The sequence below is a fragment of the Chitinophaga sp. ARDCPP14 genome, from assembly GCF_051362515.1.
GTDB lineage: Bacteria > Bacteroidota > Bacteroidia > Chitinophagales > Chitinophagaceae > Chitinophaga.
The window spans coordinates 197,006-213,155 of sequence record NZ_JBKIXB010000013.1; the positions used below are offsets into that span (position 1 = coordinate 197,006).

Here is a 16,150-nt window from a genome sequence, read left to right on the forward strand (position 1 = left end):
TAGGCTTTTCTTTTAAGTTATAATTTCTCGGCTACATATTTTACCAATTGAAGCGCTGCATCCCAACCTTCATTTGCTTCTTTAAGCAGGTAATCCGTAATTTCATAATTGATTTCCTCTCTTGCTGAAAGAATGGTTCCATCTCCATTTTTTGTAAATTCATACGTTATCACGGAAAGCAACCTGCTTTTATCTTTGAGGTCAAATAAATTATGCTTCAGTAATTTTTCCGGTTCCAATTCAAGGATTACTCCGTTCGTATAAAGGCTGCTGTCTTTCCCTTTCCATCCAAAAGAACTGCCAGCTTTCCATTCAGAAACATATTCAACGCCCATTTGCCTCGTTACCTTAGGATCTGTGAAAACGCGCCATACTTTTTTTGGGGATGCGTTTATTTCGATCGTCTTTGTAATAACCGGTCTGTTCATATGTTATGTTTACGGCTTTAAATTAACCATTCGGTGGGTGCCTTCCCAAATTTCTTTTTAAAAGAATGAGAAAAATGAGAGAGGCTTTCAAATCCCAGGTCAAGATAAATCCCGGATGGTTTTTTATTCTTTTTTTCTATGAGATGCAGGGCTTCCTTTAGCCGCATTTCCAATAACCACCGGCGGGGCGCCATGCCGAATATTTTTTGAAAGTCACGTTTGAACCCCGCAAGACTCCTTCCCGTGAGGTGTGCAAATTTCTCAATGGGAACGTTGTAATGAAAATTGGTGAGCATAAATTTTTCCAGATCCATCTTATAAGGTTCCGAAAAGTCGAACAGGAACTCTCTGAGTCCGGGCATGATATCCAGGAGGAGATACACGGCTTCTTTCACTTTAAGCATGCCTACTTCATTCGTTATTTTCTTTTCCGGGTGACGAACATAGGGCATCAGGGATTGAAAGAAAGCATGCAAAAAATCGTTCCCCGGGATCAGAAGATTGGAAGCTTCTGTATATTTTTGCGCTACCTCTATTTGTTCCTCCAGCGCGATTTTCCTGAGCAAGTCTTCCGTCAGGCGAATCACAATGGTTTGATAATCCTGGCCATCCAAAGGCATCTTGGTAATTTCTCCCAGTTGATTTTTTCGTATCAGCAACATTTCCCCGGCCTCCATGGAGATCTTTTGAGTGGCAGTTTCCAATGTGAACCGGCCTAAAACCTGCAATACCAGCGTGTTATGTTCCAGGAATGCAATCTTCTCCTTTCTCATGGCGGAGTGGTAAGAGAAAAAGATGACTCCCGGGATTATTTCAGTTGGATTCATCATGATGTAAAGATATAAAACAGGCGGGGTGTATGTGTCATTTCACTATCGCTGGAGGTAGGTACCTCCAAGTATTGCTCCTTGCGAAAAATGGGTATTAAGCGTGTTTAATTCATCGGCGGTGAACCTGATATCCATGGCCTGTATGTTTTCCGGTAGCCGTGATCTCCTGCTCATGCTTACTAATGGCATGATATGATCACCCTGCGCATTTACCCAGGCAATCGCCAGTTGGGTTGGTGTGTATCCTTTATCCTTTGCCATCTGCTTCAATAGATCGATTTTCTCCAAATTCTTTATCAGGTTCTCTCCCTGGAAACGCGAGAAGTGAAGATGGTAGTCATTGGCCGGAAGAGGCGCTTTCATTTCGCCGGTGAGTAGTCCTTCAGCAGTATTGGCAAACGCCACCACTCCTATACCTAACTCTTTTGCGGCAGGAAGCAGGTCGTTTTCTATCTGGCGGTCTGCCAATGAGTAACCTATTTCCAATGCTGTTACCGGGTGAACACTATTCGCCTTGCGGAGTTGATCTGCAGTGATTTCAGAAACGCCCAGATAACGCACTTTTCCTTCTTTGATCAGGTCGGCTACAGTTCCAATCACATCTTCTACCGGAACACTGTTATCGAGTCTGCAAGGTTGATAAAGATCTATGGTATCTACACCTAAACGTACCAGGGAGTAGTTAATGAAATTCTTGATGGCTATGGGGCGCAGGTCAAGTCCAAGCATTTGATTGCCGTAGAAGATAGCGCCAAATTTCACACTTATGAAGGCGTCGTCGCGTCTGCCTTTGATGGCTTTGCCTACCAGGAGCTCGTTGTGGCCGCTGCCGTAAAAGTCTCCTGTATTCAGAAAATTAATGCCGTTGTCCAATGCACTCTGAATGGTAGCAATACTCTCGCTTTCATCATTTGCCTTGCTGCCCCAAACGGACGACATCCGCATACAGCCTAATCCGAGTTTAGACACGAGTGGTCCATTTTTGCCTAAGGGCATCTTTGTTATTGTTGTCATGATTGCTGTTTTATTGATTAACAGCACAAAGATCGGCTTTGCAGGCTACCACCACTTGCTTTTATGGCTCAATTTACTTGTCTGTATGGCTCACCTTTTCGGGGAGATGTTCAGGTCGCAAATAACCCTCTGGATTGTCGTATACTCCCCCTGCCCGAATCCTCATTTCTTATCATCTTTGTTTTAACGAAGTAATCAAACAACATAAATAAAAGTGGAGCAGCAACCACAAAAAACGGGCGGGACCGAAAAGCCAGATGAGTAGGAACAAAATATATCTTATGTCAAACAATACAGTTTCACTGCACAGAGTTCTTAAAACATCTCCGGAAAAAGTATTCCGCGCATTTACTGACGCCCTGGCAATCGCCTCCTGGCTGCCTCCTTACGGATTTTTGTGTACCGTACATGAAATGAAGGCGGAGACAGGTGGTTCTTTTAAGATGTCATTCCAGAATTTCACCACCGGCAATGGCCATTCATTCGGCGGAACCTATCTGGAAATCAAACCCAATGAATTTTTGAAGTACACTGATAAATTTGACGATCCCAACCTGCCCGGCGAAATGATCACTACCGTATGGCTTAACAAAACAATGGTGGGTACAGAAATAAAAATTACGCAGGAAGGAATACCTGCCGCTATACCCGTAGAAATGTGCTACTTGGGCTGGCAGGAATCTCTGGAAAAATTAGCGAAACTGGTAGAACCTAATATACCGGATGCCTGATTATATTCCGGACGGAAAACAAAAGCCGCGTAAATTTCATGATTTATGCGGCTTTTTTTTGTTGCTAAGCATTATTTCATCAGGCTGATATTTGTCATCCCGCCATCTGAAAGAAGCTCGGTACCGACGATAAAAGAGGAATCATCCGATGCTAAAAATACTGCCGCCTTTCCTATATCGGATGGAAGGCCTTGCCGCCCTGCAGGAGTCAGATCTCTCCAGATTTGTTTAACCTGCTCTACCTGTTCCTGCGGCACTATTTTACCAAATACCGGCGTGTCAATAGAACCCGGCGAAAGTGCATTTACCCTGATATTTCTTGATAATAAATCCAGCGACAAGCCCTTGGCTAATGATATAACTGCAGCTTTTGCGGCTCCATATATCGTCATGCCTGGTGCGGCCCGGTGTGCAGCACTGGAGGCAATAAGAATAACAGAGGCTCCGTCATTCAGGTAGGGGAGTGATTTCTGAACAGTGAAGTAAACACTCTTCAGATTTAAGTTCATGTACTGGTCATAGTTGTCTTCCGTAACATCGGCAACGGCTGCCATAGGGCTGCCATCTACAACCCCGCCTGCGTTGACCACCAGCGTATCAATTTTTCCAAACCTGTTAAACGTTTCCTCGAATACATGTTCCAGGTCATCCAGGTTTGTTACATCCCCTTTGATACCTATGAAACCCTCGCCCAGCGTTTTAACCGCAGCTTCAATGGTTGCCTGGTTCCTTCCTGTGATTGCACCCACAGCACCTTCCTGTTGGAAGGCTTCCGCAATGCCGAACCCTATTCCGCTATTACCCCCTGTAACTACTGTTACTTTGTTCTTTAATTTTCCCATCTTCTTTGATTCTTTTATTGGTTACACCACAAAACTAAGGAGTGATTGTTTATATTTGATATTAAGTAACAAAAAGTAACAGTAACTTTTGAGTAACCAGGTAACATATGGGTGACAACGAATTTCAACAAGAATTCAGGAAAGAAATCATGGCGGTCCATGATGCAATGGATGTGCTGAATGGAAAATGGAAAATATCTATTATTACGGCTCTTTGCTATTACAATAAAAGACGGTTTTCTGATATTTTGAATGATGTAAATGGCATCTCCAACAAGATGTTGAGCAAGGAATTGAAAGAGTTAGAGATCAATAAACTGGTAAAACGAACCGTTTTGGATACACAGCCTGTAACCGTTCAGTATGAACTTACAAAATACGGTAAAACGCTGCAGACAGTGATTAATAATCTTTCCGATTGGGGGATGGAGCATAGGAAGACGATAATTGGCAGATAGGTAGGATTGCGGGGCTGTTAAGTTGAATGAACAAAGAAGCCTTCAAATCTTGCGACTTGAAGGCTTCTTTGTTCATTTTTCGTGACCCCCCTGGGGCTCGAACCCAGGACCTACTGATTAAGAGTCAGTAGCTCTAACCAACTGAGCTAGGGAGTCTTTCCACCGTCTTTGTTAAAAAACGTGAGCGCAAATTTAACGGATCTTCTGAATATTTGTGTACTTTATTTAATTAAATTTGATAAGAAGGACGAAATGTGGATAAATATCCATTATGTTGATAATCTAACCGTTAGCTCATTATAAATTTTTTTTCATGCAAGAAGCGTACATAGTAGCCGGATACCGCACTGCGGTGGGAAAATCCAAAAGAGGCGGATTTCGCTTTTACAGACCTGATGACCTGGCTGTAGACGTAATCACGGGATTGCTGAAATCCTTGCCACAGCTGGATCCTAAGCGGGTCGACGATCTCATTGTGGGAAACGCGGTACCGGAGGCAGAACAGGGTTTACAGATTGGCCGTATGATTTCAGTTAGAGCCCTGGGCATTGATGTGCCGGGAATGACGGTGAACCGCTACTGTGCCTCCGGCCTGGAAACAATTGCGATTGCCACCGCGAAAATACAAACCGGTATGGCCGATTGTATCATTGCAGGTGGTACCGAAAGTATGAGCCTGGTGCCGGTAGCCGGCTGGAAAACAGTCCCCAATTACACCGTGGCCAGCACTAATCCCGATTATTATATTGGAATGGGACTCACCGCTGAAGCAGTGGCTAATGAATTTAAGGTAAGCCGCCAGGACCAGGATGAGTTCTCTTATAAATCACATCAGAAAGCGCTGAACGCTATTCAGAACGGCTATTTCAAGCCGGGCATACTCCCTGTTTCAGTAGAAGAAGTATATGTAGATGAAAAAGGAAAGAAACAAAAACGTTCCTACATCGTGGATACCGATGAAGGGCCGCGTGCCGATACTTCCCTGGAAGCGCTGGCAAAGTTGAAACCTGTTTTCGCCGCGGGAGGTTCCGTTACAGCAGGTAATTCCTCACAAACTTCCGACGGTGCTGCCTTCGTGGTGGTAATGAGCGAGCGGATGGTGAATGAGTTGGGACTGAAGCCTATCGGGCGTTTGGTGGGTTGTGTTTCTGCAGGAGTGCATCCGCGTATCATGGGAGTAGGACCTGTGGCCGCCATACCAAAGGTGTTGCAACGTGTGGGGAAATCGTTGCAGGATATCGACCTGGTTGAATTGAACGAGGCATTTGCTTCACAGTCTATTGCGGTTATCCGCGAACTGGGCATCAACCCGGATATTGTGAATATCAATGGCGGCGCTATTGCGTTAGGGCATCCACTGGGATGTACCGGCGCAAAATTAACCGTGCAGTTGTTGGGCGATTTAAAACGGCTGAATAAAAAATATGGCATTGTTACCGCCTGCGTTGGCGGGGGACAAGGCATTGCAGGTATCATAGAAAATATCAACTGATAAATACCGGTCAACTCACCTTTATACTAAAAAAGGAGCCATTGGCTCCTTTCTTTTTTTATTCTCCTGTTATTTCCAGTTCACTTAAATACCAGTATACCGGTTGTGGAATCTTACTGGCGTCTACAAATACAATACGACGCGAATCGGCCGGCTGTCGCAGGTCAATGCCAAATTCGGACATCATTCTCTCATAAAAAAAAGAACGCTTTCCCTTTGCTCTTCCATTCTCATAGGTCACAAAGCAGGCGCGCGATACACCTAACAAATTGCTCATTTCCTGCTGCGTTAGTTTTAGCGATTTACGGATTATTCTGATTACCCGCTTATTATATAATTGCATGGATTAGGATTAAAAATGTTACAAAAATGTGCCACTGTAACAATTATTAACTATATTTGTATCGTAATGTGTAAATCACTGATCTTAAAAGTGTTGAATTGATATGAGCGGCGAATTTTTGATAGATAGATTTTCATTTTGAACATAAAACATCCATTACCGGCGTACCGGTAAAAAAGATGTGGAGATGCAATCATTTAATAGCGGGTACTAACAGCTGTTAAAATAGTCAGATGAAGAGGAAGGAAGAAGAGGTGAAGGGAAAACTGATTGATGTAACAACCGGCCAATCGCCGGATTTCTAAAAAAATCCATCGTAAATTTTTTTGTTTGTAAGACAAAAACCAAAGGAGCTGTCTTTCTTTCCAGGAACGGGCAGCTCTCTTTTGGCTATTAAGGTATTAAACATACATTTTCAAATGTAGTAGATTTTGGTGCATCGGGCAAATAAAATATTTTGTAACAAATTGATATCAAAGTAATTAGATAGATATTAAAATGATAATTTAGATATCAATATGATATAAAAAATATCATTGTGAAACTTCTTATTAATATAATCTCACTTTCTTTTTAATTAGATTAAACTTTTTGTTAATTTGGCGCTATAATCGGCCCCTAAGCCATCAACCATATCGCCTTATGGATCGCAGACAATTCCTAACCTTATCACCTGACCGCCAGCAACAGCGGACTGCCACTACTGTCGCCCGTACCGCCACCGGCATTACTCCGTATACCGGCGCCTGGGATACTTTACAACGCATTCACCTGCTGAAACGCACCCTGTTCGGGGTTACACCCGCAAACGTCAATGCCTTCAGCAGCCTCAGTATGCAGCAGGCAGTAGATACATTGCTCACCGCGCAGCCAGATCCTGCTCCTCCCGTTAACAACTACGGTATCGATGACACCGGCGTTACGCCCGGTGCCACATGGGTAAAAGCTCCCCTCGGTGATGAAATGCTGGAAAGAAAGAGAATTGACTCCTATAAAGCATGGTGGACAGGCCAGATGATTAACCAACAGGCAAGCATACACGAAAAGATGGTGCTCTTCTGGCACAATCATTTCGTTACAGAAACTGGCATGGTTGGCGATAGCCGGTTTATCTACCAATATAACCTTACCCTGCGTAAACATGCCCTCGGTAATTTTAAAGATCTTACAAAGGCAATAACCCTGGATCCGGCCATGCTGGTGTATCTCAACGGATACCTCAACTCCAAGGGCGCCGCGGATGAAAATTATGCACGCGAACTGCACGAACTTTTTACCGTAGGAAAAGGCCCCGATTCCCATTATACAGAAGATGATGTAAGGGCCACCGCCCGTGTACTCACCGGCTTCCGGGTAGATAGAACCAACATCGTCAGCTTATTCGATACCACACAACACGATCTTACCAACAAAGAATTTTCAGGATTCTATCTCAATAAAGTTATCTCTGGTAAAACAGGCCAGGATGGCGCTAAAGAACTGGATGAACTCCTCACGATCATCTTCCTGCAACCGGAAGTCGCAAAATTTATCTGCCGTAAACTATACCGCTTCTTTGTGTATTATGATATTGATGCCGCCACGGAACAGAATGTAATTACACCACTGGCAGATATTTTCCGCAGCAGCGGCTATGATATTAAAGTCACGCTCAACGCACTGTTCACCAGCGAACATTTCTTTGATCCGCTGAACATGGCCTGCCTGATTAAAAGTCCCGCCGACTTCTGCATCGGTATCTGCCGCGAATATGGCATCACCTTCCCTTCGGATTATACCAATCAATATAAAGCATGGGCTGTGGTCCACGACAGGGCCGCTTCGATGCTGCAAAACTTCGGAGATCCCCCATTGGTAGCCGGATGGGACGCATACTACCAGGCCCCTTCGTTTCATGAACTGTGGATCAATACAGATACACTGCCCAAACGTAACCGCTTCAGCGATGGCCTCGTCAGCAGCAACGGTTATAACGGCGTCCGTATAGACACACTCGCTTTTGCCAGCCGCCTTCCTCACCCGGAAGACCCCGTGGCACTGGTCAACGATTCCCTGGATATACTTTATCGTGTAGGCGTTTCCGATAACCTTAAAGGATTTCTGAAAAATAAAATCCTCCTGAGCGACCAAAGCCCTGATAGCAACTACTACTGGACGCAGGCCTGGAACGCATGGAAAGCCTCGCCTTCGGATGCCACCCTGAAAGATAATGTGGAAAGCCGCCTCCAGGCCCTGTATAAATACATTATGGACCTGTCTGAATATCAATTATCCTGATAGCAGAAAAACCTTTTTATGAAAAGAAGAGACTTCCTGAAATATACAGCGCCAGCTGCTATCCTGCCAACTTTAATCAATGGCTTTTCTATCAAAGCTTTCGGTTCATCCCCGATGCTGGACGCACTGAGCACCGCCTCGGCAGATAATGATCACGTACTGGTTATGATCCAGATGACCGGCGGTAATGATGGCCTCAACATGGTCATCCCACTGGATGTATACGGTAAATACCAGGCCGCACGTTCCAATATCGCTATCCAGGAAGGAAAAGTACTCCGCCTCGATAATTATATTAAATCAGGCCTGCATCCCGCCATGACAGGCATACAGAAATTGTATAACGACGGAAAAGTAAGTATCGTTCAAAGTGTCGGATACCCTTCTCCCAATTTCTCACACTTCCGCGCTACCGATATCTGGCTCACAGGGTCTAATTCCAACGAAGTGCTCACCACCGGCTGGGCAGGACGCTACCTGGATACACAATTTGAAGGTTTCCCGGATGGATATCCCAACGATAAGGCGCCCGATCCGCTGGCTGTACAGATAGGTTCTATCGTATCGCCCGCCTTCCAGGGCCCCAACGCCAGCATGGGCATCGCTATCACCAGCGCTACGGATTTCTATAACCTGATCGATGGTGTAACAGATCCTGTTCCCAATACCAAATGGGGAAAAGAACTGGAATATATTCGCCTCATCGCCAAACAAACCAATAGCTACGAAAAGGCCATCACCGCAGCCGCGAAAAAAGTGACCTCACAGGGCGCTTACCCGGCCAATAACAGCCTCGCGGAACAACTGAAAATCGTTGCCCGCCTGGTAGCCGGCGGACTGAAAACAAAGCTCTACATGGTAAGCACCGGCGGCTTTGACACGCATGCCAACCAAACAGAAGGTGGTGATACCACCAAAGGAGGTCACGCTAACCTGCTCGGTGGCGTTTCCGATGCCATCAAAGCCTTTATGGACGACCTGAAAGGATTGCACGCTTCCCGCAGGGTAGTGGGCATGACCTTCTCCGAATTCGGCCGCCGCATCAAATCGAACTACAGTATGGGTACGGATCACGGCGCTGCCGCTCCCATTATCATTTTCGGAGATTACGTGAACCAGGGTGTGCTCGGAAATTCACCCGCACTGCCGGACGCTTCTTCTGTAATTGATAACATCCCCATGCAGTACGATTTCCGCTCTATTTATGCATCTATCCTGGAACAATGGTTCTGCGTGGATCAAACCGTGCTGAAAACTATTCTCCGGGAAGACTACCAGCGCCTGCCCCTTATCAGCGGCGTGGCCTGTGGTACCATCACCGGTCTGCCCGACCTGAATACAGATGATAAGAAGCTGATTACCAACTCTCCCAATCCATTTTCAAATTATACCACTATTACCTATATCACCGGCAGCGGCAATACATTGGTCCAGATCTTTGATACCACCGGCCGCCTCATCAGCGTACCGGTCAATAAAGTACATACGCCCGGCACCTATACGTTCACCTTCGATGCGCATAGCCTGCCCAATGGTATTTACTACGCCCGCTTCCAGAACGGCCCGGTACAACAGGTAAGACCTATGCTGAAAGTAAACTGACCTTATAATTTCATTAATATTCGTGCAACGCTGTTGCAAATAGATGGATTTTGCTACCTTTGCCTCCGTGTACAAGAGCTATCTGCATAAAATATTAGCGATTATTCTCCTGGGTGTATTTTCTCTAAATACCATCCCAAGGGAATTTATACACGAATTTGCAGGTCACCACGATACAACAGATCCCCTCCATCAACACGATGGCCTCACGATATCTGAACATCACCGGCACTGTGATTTTCTGCAGATAGGGGTAGAACCTTATGAGTCATTTGTTACTTTATATATAGCACCGGTCCAAAAAGTAATCTGGGTATTTTCTCCGCTTACGTTACCGGAAACCACGCACGTCCCTTATTTTAATCTTACTCCCAGAGCGCCGCCCGCACAGCTGGCATAACTTCTTTTTTTGCAACGTGAACCATCGGTACATGTTGTTTATTCTTAATTACTGATTCTATATTTTTCAGATATGCATTATTTGCGTGTATTTATACTCGGCCTTTGGAGTGTAATGTTACTGGCGTTACCTGCTGCCTATGCCGGCACTAACCCCGAAGAAGGGGAATACTCAAATTCATTAACCGGTAAAGTGGTGGATAAATTAACCCATACACCGTTACCCGGCGCTACTGTTTACCTGCCGGATCTCCGCGTTGGCGCTGCCGCTGATGCACAGGGAAACTATATCATCAAAAATCTTCCAAAAGGAAAGTATGTAGTAGATGTACACTACATCGGTTACGCCGCATTCAGTGCTCCTGTAGCTATTTCCGGCGCTACTACCCGGGATTTTGAACTCGGGGAAACACTGATAGAAAAAAATGAAATCGTAATCACCGGCGCCAACCTGGCAACATCTGCGAGGAAAACACCAACGCCCATCAGCGTAATCCGCCGCGACTATCTCGACGATAATATTTCTACCAACATTATAGACGCTATTGCCAAAGTGCCCGGTGTTACACAACTTTCTACCGGCCCGGCCATCTCCAAACCCTTTATCCGTGGCCTTGGCTACAACCGCGTAGTGGTGGTAGGCGACGGCGTACGCCAGGAAGGCCAGCAATGGGGCGATGAACATGGAATTGAAATCGACGATTACAATGTAAGCAGGATTGAAGTGCTGAAAGGCCCTGCCTCCCTCATCTACGGCTCAGATGCACTGGCCGGTGTGGTGAACATTGTGCCGCCTGCACCGCTGCCCCTGGGAAAAATTAAAGGCAACGTGGAAGCCAACTATCAGACCAACAACGGACTGATGGCCTATCATGCCGACATTGCCGGTAATAACAACGGCTTTAGCTGGGGCGCTTTCGTAACACAGAAACAAGCGCACGACTACAAGAATAAATACGACGATTACGTATTTAATTCCCGCTTTAATAACACCAACTTCGGCGCTAATATCGGGATCAATAAACAATGGGGCTACTCTCACCTGAGCTTCACGTCCTTTAACCAGCACCTCGGGCTGGTGGAAGGTGACCGCAACAGCAACGGCGATTTCCTGAAACTCATCAACAACAACGGCACAGAAGAAGAAGTACCCGCCACCAGCAGCGATAATAAATCGTACAGCATGACGGTACCCAAGCAACAGATCAACCATCAGAAAATAGTATGGGACAACAACCTGTATCTGCATAATGGTGGCCGCATTGGTCTTACGCTGGGTTATCAGCTGAACCAACGCCGCGAATTCGGTAACGTGCTGGAACCTTCCACACCGGAATTGTACCTGCACCTGCAAACTTTCAACTACGCGCTGAAATATTACCTGCCTGAAATGAGCGGCTGGCAAACAACTGTAGGGGTGAATGGCATGCAACAAACAAATCAGAACAAGGGAGAAGAATTCCTGATCCCTGCATACGATCTGTTCGACTTTGGCGCTTTCGCGGTAACAAGCAAAACTTTTAATAAACTCACACTGAGCGGCGGACTGCGTTTTGATAACCGTTCCATGAACGCCAAATCACTGTTCCTGGATGCAGATGGCAAACCATCCAATACAGGAGATTCAAAATTTGATGCATTCAAACGCAACTTCAATAACGTATCCGGTAGCGTGGGCCTCAGCTATGAAGCCAGTGAACAGGTAGTGCTGAAGCTCAATGCAGCAAGAGGTTTCCGTGCGCCTAATGTGGCAGAATTGTCTGCTAACGGCGTGCATGAAGGAACCATCAAATACGAATATGGTAACCAGGACCTGAAACCGGAAGTAAGCACACAGGTAGATGCAGGAGTGGATTTCAATACTCAGCACGTTTCCCTGTCGGCCAGCCTGTTTTACAATCATATCAATAACTTCATATTCTCCCGCAAACTGTTTAATGCAGCCGGTACAGACTCTATTCCGGCAACGGATAATGACGAAGGATATGCGGCATTTAAATACCAGCAAACAGATGCCAACCTGTATGGCGGAGAGCTGATGGTGGATATTCACCCGCATCCGATCGACTGGCTCCATTTTGAGAATACTTTCTCGTACGTAAGGGCTACTACTGCTAACAGCAGCGACTCTACGAAATACCTGCCTAATATTCCGGCGGCACACTGGCTGTCTGAATTAAAAGGAAGATTTAAAAAAGTGGGAAAAAGTCCGTTGCATAATGCTTATATCGGTGTGCAGATGGACCTGAACTTTGCGCAGAACGATGTGTTTTCAGCTTACGAAACAGAAACGCCTACTTCCGGTTATACTTTGTTTAACGCAGGGTTAGGCAGTGATTTTGTAAATAAGAAGAATAAAACTTTGTTCTCCCTGCATTTCGCTGTCAATAACTTAACAGATGTGGCTTACCAGAATCACCTGAGCAGGTTGAAGTATGCACCCATCAATGAAGTAACGGGCAGATCAGGCGTATATAACGTTGGCCGGAATTTCAGTGTGAAGCTTGCAATTCCGATTGATTTCAAATAGTGTTAAGGTTTCTTTTAAAGAGCTCCTGCGTCAGCAGGGGCTTTTTTTATGGTGTCAGGCGCCGGTCCTGCCGGAGCGTTTCCCATTTTAGTATAGGTAGCCCTGTTATTTTTTATTTTGAAGAAGATCTTCCGGTTGGCCGCGGGTTCGGTATTAAATCCAACCGCAGTATCCGTTCCCGTTATCATCAGTTGAGGCACCGGTATGGTTGCAGCAGCAGAATCAATTGCCCGCATGTAGTTGATCAGCCGTTTGCCTTCCCGCGTAATATGGATGGTTTGCATGCCCGTTCCCGAATTGGCGATGGAAGCCGTAATGCCTGCTGCCTCAAACACAGCGCTGTCGCTGTTTATATTTCCACTTATAAGGCTAAAAGGGACGGGTATTGTTTGGGTTCCGGTAACATTGGCCGGAGTTGCTTCCTGCGGGGTTTTGGTAGCCGGCTGTTTGCAGCCAAGTAGTAAAACAGGGAGCAGTAATAAGGTTCTTTGCACGATAAGTAACTGTTTGAAAGATAAAGCTATTAAATTTTTACGGAACTCATCATGACCCCGCTTAATATATAAGGCTTACTTATACATTATTTTTAATAATAACGTTATGATATTTTCTAATTTATATTAATTTGCTGCGGGGGATGTAAACCCGGTCCTGACGGGCTTGATAAGTAAAATCGTTTTTTCAGTATAAATACACGGTGGTTTTACCATTGATGTAAATATTTAATTGAAATATTGATAGATTTTGTAGTTTAGAGGATCGTTAATTATGTAAGTGTCAGATTGAATGTCCTGCCAGGAGGAACAGTCCCCTCAGTTTTCAAAAATTGGTTTTTGTTATTAAGACTTTTCTGACCACCATTGGTTCAGATTTTGGTTGAAAAAGAAAGGGGCTGTTTTTACAGCCCCATATTTTTTTCAGTTATTTTTTTTAATGTTGATGTGTCGGCTTTTCCAGTTTCTCTGTATCGTCATCATAATACACAAAGAAATAAAGATAAATAGCCCTGGATAGCCGCATCAGCCATGGTTGTATAAGTACCAGCAGGACCCCATTCACGGCAAGCCAGATAAAAATGCTGTTATCTCTCCAGGTTAATCCAAAAAATAACCAGAACCAGATCAGGTTAAACACACTGAATGCCACCGATAAAGCATAACTAACATAGCCCGTTCCAAACCAGAAGCCAGTTTCCAACTCATATTTTTGTCCGCATACAGGGCAGTGATCATACATATTAAAGATCTTCGAAAACCTCACGTGAAACGGATTCTGATCTCTGAACATATCTCCTTTCCTGCATCTCGGGCATTTCATAGTCAGCATGCTGACAAAATAGTTAGGGCGCCTGGGCTGTTGTGTACTCATGCTGCAAAATTAATCAATTACTTTCAGCAACTGAAAGTGGCAGCTTACACCGCTTCCGTTTTGCGCTCGCCGATCTGTTGTCTCCACATCGCATAGTAAAGTCCTTTTTCAGCTACCAGGTCTGCATGTTTACCCATTTCCACGATCTGTCCTTTTTCCAGCACGTAAATACGGTCGGCATGCATAATAGTGCTTAAACGGTGTGCAATCATCACGGTAATATGCTGTTTGCTGGCCGTTACTTCACGTACGGTTTTAGTAATTTCTTCTTCTGTAATAGAGTCCAGCGCGGAGGTTGCCTCGTCAAATACAAGTAAACGCGGTCTGCGCAACAACGCCCTGGCTATGGATAAACGTTGTTTTTCCCCACCGGAAATTTTAATACCGCCCTCGCCGATTACCGTTTCAAGGCCCTTGTCGGCCCTGGCCAGTAAAGAATAACACGAAGCTTTATCCAGTGCTTCCATTACGTCCGCATCAGTGGCGCCCGGATTTACAAACAGCAGGTTTTCACGGATGGTACCTGAAAACAGCTGGGTATCCTGTGTCACAAAACCTACCTGGTGACGCAGGTCTTCCATATCTACTTCATTGGCATCAATACCATTGTAGTAGATATGCCCTTCATTTGGTTTGTATAATCCTACCAGCAGCTTTACCAGCGTGGTTTTACCGGAGCCAGATGGTCCTACAAACGCAATGGTTTCCCCCACATTTACGGAGAAGTTCACCTTATCAAGTGCTTTGGTGGCTGCAGTCAGGTGCTTGAATCCTACCTGCTTGAATTGCAGTTCATCAATATGCGTTACCCTGATGGGATTAGCGGGCATTTCCTCTACCGGCGTATTCAGGATGCTCTGGAAATTCAGCAGCGATACCTGCGCTTCGCGGTAATTCAGGATAATGTTACCAAGTTCCTGTAATGGTCCGAAAATGAAGAAGGAATACAGTTGTAAGGTCATCAGCTGCCCGATGCTCACTACATCGCGGTAAATGTAGAACAGCAGCAGGAACAGGATAGCAGAACGCATCAGGTTCACAAAAGTACCCTGTACAAAACTGATACTGCGGATGCTCCGCACTTTTTTCAGTTCCAGCAACAGGATCTTCATGGTAGTGGAGTTTAAACGCCTGATTTCCTGGTTGGAGAGGCCCAAACTCTTTACCAGTTCAATGTTCCGGAGCGATTCTGTCGTTGATCCTGCCAGCGCGGTGGTTTCTTTTACGATCGTCTTCTGTATCACCTTAATTTTCCTGCTCAGTAAACTCATCAGGATAGTCAGTAAAATACAGCCGGTCAGATATACGAATGGAAGGCTCCAGTGTACGGTGGTGGCGTATACCATCACAAACAATACACCTATCAGCGATACAAAAAGCACGTTCACAAAGGCGGTGATGAATTTTTCACAGTCTACCCGCACTTTCTGGAGAATAGCCAGCGTTTCACCGCTGCGCTGGTCTTCAAACTGCTGGTATGGCAGCCGGAGTGAGTGTTTCAAGCCATCCGTATATACCTGGGCGCCGAATTTCTGAACAATTACGTTCACAAAATAGTCCTGGAAAGCCTTAGCAATCCTGGATACCATTGCAACGCCTATCGCAGCGCCAACCAGCAGCAGTACCCCTGTGAGGTACTCGTTCTCCGGCCGGAATATAGTGCCACCCTTAAAAGTTTTTGGATGAGAAGCGAACCTGTCAATGATCCATCCGAAGATCATAGGGTCCATCAGTGAGAAAAGCTGGTTAATACTGGCCAGAGCCATTGCTAATACGACCAACCATTTATATCTCTTCAAATAATGCAGTAATAGTTTCATATGTCCGTTTTCCTGA

Annotated in this window: 15 protein-coding genes and 1 tRNA gene; 7 read left to right on the forward strand and 9 right to left on the reverse strand. The window is 45.3% G+C overall.

The annotated features are described in order from the left end of the window. Positions 1–17: 17 nt before the first annotated feature. Genes ACLHR0_RS27965 through ACLHR0_RS27975 form a run of 3 tightly spaced genes read right to left on the reverse strand, consistent with a single transcriptional unit; the run spans position 18 to position 2,272 of the window. The gene (locus tag ACLHR0_RS27965; RefSeq protein ID WP_436491080.1) at positions 18–428 is read right to left on the reverse strand and encodes an SRPBCC family protein; all 411 of its coding nucleotides are present in this window, start codon (positions 426–428) and stop codon (positions 18–20) included. 17 nt (positions 429–445) lie between these two features. Further along, complete coding sequence (locus ACLHR0_RS27970) at positions 446–1,258, reverse strand: helix-turn-helix domain-containing protein (protein WP_429044572.1); 813 nt, start codon at positions 1,256–1,258, stop codon at positions 446–448. A gap of 42 nt (positions 1,259–1,300) precedes the next feature. Continuing rightward, positions 1,301–2,272 (reverse strand): aldo/keto reductase, encoded by a 972-nt coding sequence (locus ACLHR0_RS27975; protein ID WP_436491082.1) that lies wholly within the window; start codon positions 2,270–2,272, stop codon positions 1,301–1,303. A 281-nt stretch (positions 2,273–2,553) separates the two neighbouring features. On the opposite strand from ACLHR0_RS27975, the gene ACLHR0_RS27980 reads away from it, so the two are divergent. Next, the gene (locus ACLHR0_RS27980; RefSeq protein WP_436491084.1) at positions 2,554–3,003 is read left to right on the forward strand and encodes an SRPBCC family protein; all 450 of its coding nucleotides are present in this window, start codon (positions 2,554–2,556) and stop codon (positions 3,001–3,003) included. 71 nt (positions 3,004–3,074) lie between these two features. On the opposite strand, the gene ACLHR0_RS27985 is transcribed toward ACLHR0_RS27980, so the two are convergent. Then, positions 3,075–3,845 carry an SDR family oxidoreductase gene (locus ACLHR0_RS27985; RefSeq protein ID WP_429044580.1) on the reverse strand — a complete coding sequence of 257 codons (771 nt, stop codon included), beginning with the start codon at positions 3,843–3,845 and terminating at the stop codon, positions 3,075–3,077. Positions 3,846–3,952: 107 nt separating this feature from the next. On the opposite strand from ACLHR0_RS27985, the gene ACLHR0_RS27990 reads away from it, so the two are divergent. Then, the gene (locus ACLHR0_RS27990; protein WP_370910951.1) at positions 3,953–4,303 is read left to right on the forward strand and encodes a winged helix-turn-helix transcriptional regulator; all 351 of its coding nucleotides are present in this window, start codon (positions 3,953–3,955) and stop codon (positions 4,301–4,303) included. A gap of 82 nt (positions 4,304–4,385) precedes the next feature. On the opposite strand, the gene ACLHR0_RS27995 is transcribed toward ACLHR0_RS27990, so the two are convergent. Then, positions 4,386–4,459, reverse strand: a tRNA-Lys gene (locus tag ACLHR0_RS27995). 157 nt (positions 4,460–4,616) lie between these two features. Between ACLHR0_RS27995 and ACLHR0_RS28000 the strand changes: the two genes are divergently transcribed. Next, a complete protein-coding gene (locus tag ACLHR0_RS28000) occupies positions 4,617–5,795 on the forward strand; it encodes a thiolase family protein (RefSeq protein WP_429044583.1) in 1,179 nt (392 codons plus the stop codon). 58 nt (positions 5,796–5,853) lie between these two features. On the opposite strand, the gene ACLHR0_RS28005 is transcribed toward ACLHR0_RS28000, so the two are convergent. After that, positions 5,854–6,072, reverse strand: coding sequence for a hypothetical protein (locus tag ACLHR0_RS28005; protein ID WP_436491087.1), 219 nt, complete (start codon positions 6,070–6,072; stop codon positions 5,854–5,856). A 708-nt stretch (positions 6,073–6,780) separates the two neighbouring features. Here ACLHR0_RS28005 and ACLHR0_RS28010 point away from each other — a divergent pair. The 4 genes from ACLHR0_RS28010 to ACLHR0_RS28025 all read left to right on the forward strand — a co-directional run bounded on the left by ACLHR0_RS28010 (position 6,781) and on the right by ACLHR0_RS28025 (position 12,946). Further along, a complete protein-coding gene (locus tag ACLHR0_RS28010; RefSeq protein ID WP_429044588.1) occupies positions 6,781–8,415 on the forward strand; it encodes a DUF1800 domain-containing protein in 1,635 nt (544 codons plus the stop codon). Between the two features lie 18 nt (positions 8,416–8,433). Next, complete coding sequence (locus tag ACLHR0_RS28015) at positions 8,434–10,017, forward strand: DUF1501 domain-containing protein (RefSeq protein ID WP_429044591.1); 1,584 nt, start codon at positions 8,434–8,436, stop codon at positions 10,015–10,017. A 43-nt stretch (positions 10,018–10,060) separates the two neighbouring features. Next, on the forward strand, positions 10,061–10,417 hold the full coding sequence (locus ACLHR0_RS28020; RefSeq protein ID WP_429044594.1) for a hypothetical protein: 357 nt from the start codon (positions 10,061–10,063) through the stop codon (positions 10,415–10,417). A gap of 72 nt (positions 10,418–10,489) precedes the next feature. After that, positions 10,490–12,946: a TonB-dependent receptor gene (locus ACLHR0_RS28025; protein ID WP_436491090.1), complete on the forward strand. Its 2,457-nt coding sequence runs from the start codon at positions 10,490–10,492 to the stop codon at positions 12,944–12,946. A gap of 14 nt (positions 12,947–12,960) precedes the next feature. Here ACLHR0_RS28025 and ACLHR0_RS28030 read toward each other — a convergent pair whose 3' ends face one another. The 3 genes from ACLHR0_RS28030 to ACLHR0_RS28040 form a co-directional block, all read right to left on the reverse strand. After that, a complete protein-coding gene (locus tag ACLHR0_RS28030) occupies positions 12,961–13,440 on the reverse strand; it encodes a hypothetical protein (protein ID WP_370910940.1) in 480 nt (159 codons plus the stop codon). Positions 13,441–13,876: 436 nt separating this feature from the next. Beyond that, positions 13,877–14,314 carry a DUF983 domain-containing protein gene (locus ACLHR0_RS28035; RefSeq protein ID WP_429044601.1) on the reverse strand — a complete coding sequence of 146 codons (438 nt, stop codon included), beginning with the start codon at positions 14,312–14,314 and terminating at the stop codon, positions 13,877–13,879. A 44-nt stretch (positions 14,315–14,358) separates the two neighbouring features. After that, positions 14,359–16,134 (reverse strand): ABC transporter ATP-binding protein, encoded by a 1,776-nt coding sequence (locus ACLHR0_RS28040; protein ID WP_370910938.1) that lies wholly within the window; start codon positions 16,132–16,134, stop codon positions 14,359–14,361. Between the last annotated feature and the right edge of the window lie 16 nt (positions 16,135–16,150).

Bases quoted from the DNA above. Each gene is read 5' to 3' on its own strand.
- ACLHR0_RS27965 (WP_436491080.1), bottom strand. From the start codon at position 428: ATGAACAGACCGGTTATTACAAAGACGATCGAAATAAACGCATCCCCA.
- ACLHR0_RS27975 (WP_436491082.1), bottom strand. From the start codon at position 2,272: ATGACAACAATAACAAAGATGCCCTTAGGCAAAAATGGACCACTCGTG.
- ACLHR0_RS28040 (WP_370910938.1), bottom strand. From the start codon at position 16,134: ATGAAACTATTACTGCATTATTTGAAGAGATATAAATGGTTGGTCGTA.
- ACLHR0_RS27985 (WP_429044580.1), bottom strand. From the start codon at position 3,845: ATGGGAAAATTAAAGAACAAAGTAACAGTAGTTACAGGGGGTAATAGC.
- ACLHR0_RS27970 (WP_429044572.1), bottom strand. From the start codon at position 1,258: ATGATGAATCCAACTGAAATAATCCCGGGAGTCATCTTTTTCTCTTAC.
- ACLHR0_RS27980 (WP_436491084.1), top strand. From the start codon at position 2,554: ATGTCAAACAATACAGTTTCACTGCACAGAGTTCTTAAAACATCTCCG.
- ACLHR0_RS28025 (WP_436491090.1), top strand. From the start codon at position 10,490: ATGCATTATTTGCGTGTATTTATACTCGGCCTTTGGAGTGTAATGTTA.
- ACLHR0_RS28015 (WP_429044591.1), top strand. From the start codon at position 8,434: ATGAAAAGAAGAGACTTCCTGAAATATACAGCGCCAGCTGCTATCCTG.
- ACLHR0_RS28020 (WP_429044594.1), top strand. From the start codon at position 10,061: ATGGATTTTGCTACCTTTGCCTCCGTGTACAAGAGCTATCTGCATAAA.
- ACLHR0_RS28035 (WP_429044601.1), bottom strand. From the start codon at position 14,314: ATGAGTACACAACAGCCCAGGCGCCCTAACTATTTTGTCAGCATGCTG.
- ACLHR0_RS28010 (WP_429044588.1), top strand. From the start codon at position 6,781: ATGGATCGCAGACAATTCCTAACCTTATCACCTGACCGCCAGCAACAG.
- ACLHR0_RS28000 (WP_429044583.1), top strand. From the start codon at position 4,617: ATGCAAGAAGCGTACATAGTAGCCGGATACCGCACTGCGGTGGGAAAA.
- ACLHR0_RS27990 (WP_370910951.1), top strand. From the start codon at position 3,953: ATGGGTGACAACGAATTTCAACAAGAATTCAGGAAAGAAATCATGGCG.
- ACLHR0_RS28005 (WP_436491087.1), bottom strand. From the start codon at position 6,072: ATGAGCAATTTGTTAGGTGTATCGCGCGCCTGCTTTGTGACCTATGAG.